Consider the following 1908-nt stretch of genomic DNA (forward strand, 5'->3'; position numbering starts at 1 on the left):
TCGTCGAGTAGACTTTGTCTCGACCTCCACCCCTTTCATTATTATTAAAATAATTCTGCGATGAGAGGTTAAAGTCTCAAAAGCCCCTCACAGAACCGCACGTGCCCTACTAAGGCATACGGCTCTTCAACAAGCTATTCGCCTAATAAGCACTTTTTAAATATATCATTGGATACTCCAATGGATATATCTTAAGAATATTAATGTATTTATTCCAAGTTAGCCAGTTAGTCTGGTCTCTGCGTCTCTTGCTTCTCCATAATTCTAATAGAACATATTTATAGAACTTTCTCAGACCGACATAGTTTCCATAAATACCATAATATCTGTAATGTCCTGTTAATTTCACATTCAACGCTTTAATGGTATCCTTTATGCTTTCGTGCATATGATCCCATAACCATTTCTTAATGGCCTCTCTTTTCATTTTCAACTTCTTCTTACTTGTTCTATGCAGTACGCAGTATTTACCCCAATGACTTTTCGCATTGTAATGCGTAAAACCTAGAAAATCAAAGGATTCCTTTGTTCCCTTATATCTGCCAAAGGGTAGTATTCTGCTTTTGTCTTCTGCAATTTCAAGACCAAACTTCTTTAGTCTTTCTATTAGAAGCTGATAAAACTTTTGCGCTTCTTTCTCGTATTGAAACAGACATACAAAATCATCTGCGTAGCGTACCATATACATTTCACCTTTGAATTCACGTTTCTTTACATAATCGAACCATGTATCAAGTACATAATGTAAATATACGTTTGCCAGTACCGGTGAGATTAATCCTCCTTGTACTGTTCCTGATTCTGTATCTAGTCGTTTACCATCTTCCATAACTCCACCAATCAGAAATCGTTTGATGTATCTGATAAAATTCTTATCTGCTATGTCATGCTCTAAAAATTTTATTATCCAATCATGGTCAATGTTGTCAAAGAATCCTTTAATATCTGCATCTAAGATGTAGTTAACCTTATCTGCCATGATATGTTTGTTCACTCTTTGTATTGCATCGTGACAACTTCTGTTCGGACGAAAGCCAAAAGAAAATTCTTTGAATTTTGGTTCATAAATCGCTTCTAGAATCTCCTTAAAGACTCCTTGCACGACTTTATCCTCAAATGACGGAATACCAAGTTTTCGCATTTTCCCATTCCCTTTTGGTATTAAGACTCTGCGCACTGGATAGGGCCTATAAGAAAATTTCTTCATTCTAATTAGAAGGTTTTCAATATTTTCGTCTAGGTTTTCTCCATATTGTTCCTTGGTTACCTCATCCACTCCTACAGCTTTACCTTTCGGTTGCTTTCTGTAGGACTCCTTGAGCGTATCCCTATTTACATACTTCATTAACGACTGTACTCTGTCATATCTTGCTACGAGACTGGCTATTTCTGCTTTCTCTTTTTCCATAGATTTCATGCCTCCTGTGCTTTCTATGTTTTGATTGCAAAAGCAACTTATTGTCCGTCCCTTCCCTCCGGCGTCATTACTGCTTTCCACGGTACTATGGACGAATCCGACTCCTCGATGGTCTTCGTTCGTACTCATCATTGCATTGGCCGATACTCCCTACTGTCTCATGTACAGAACCATCCAGGCCTCCCAGGTATGTCAAATATCACAATATCAGGTATGCCATGCTCTAGGACTCCGGTGTGTTTTCATAGTCTCGCTTTAACGACTATTCCTTGTTGGTGACCAAAGGTGATAGTAGACCACCCCACACAATCGATAATTCTAACGGAGCTCAATCACTTCACGCTTACGCATTACGGCGTTCCTGTTCCCTATCCTACGCTTAAACACCATTGTTAGCCTTTGGCGCTCCAAGGACTTGGTACTGGCAACTTGCTAGGTTTTACCAGACTGGATTCCCACCAACTAAATATTTGGCACCGAACTGGCGCACA

1 protein-coding gene is annotated in these 1908 nt (G+C 39.2%); it reads right to left on the minus strand.

The features are described from left to right. Positions 1 to 142 precede the first annotated feature (142 nt). Positions 143 to 1408, minus strand: coding sequence for a group II intron reverse transcriptase/maturase (ltrA, locus tag DWY01_RS11340; protein ID WP_117996212.1), 1266 nt, complete (start codon positions 1406 to 1408; stop codon positions 143 to 145). Positions 1409 to 1908: the final 500 nt, after the last annotated feature.

Origin of the sequence: Eubacterium sp. AF22-8LB (genome assembly GCF_003458715.1) — a bacterium.
Classification (GTDB): domain Bacteria; phylum Bacillota_I; class Bacilli_A; order Erysipelotrichales; family Erysipelotrichaceae; genus Holdemanella.

What these genes read in the sequence shown, in the direction of transcription:
- ltrA (WP_117996212.1), bottom strand. Translation starts at nt 1,408, where the DNA reads ATGGAAAAAGAGAAAGCAGAAATAGCCAGTCTCGTAGCAAGATATGAC.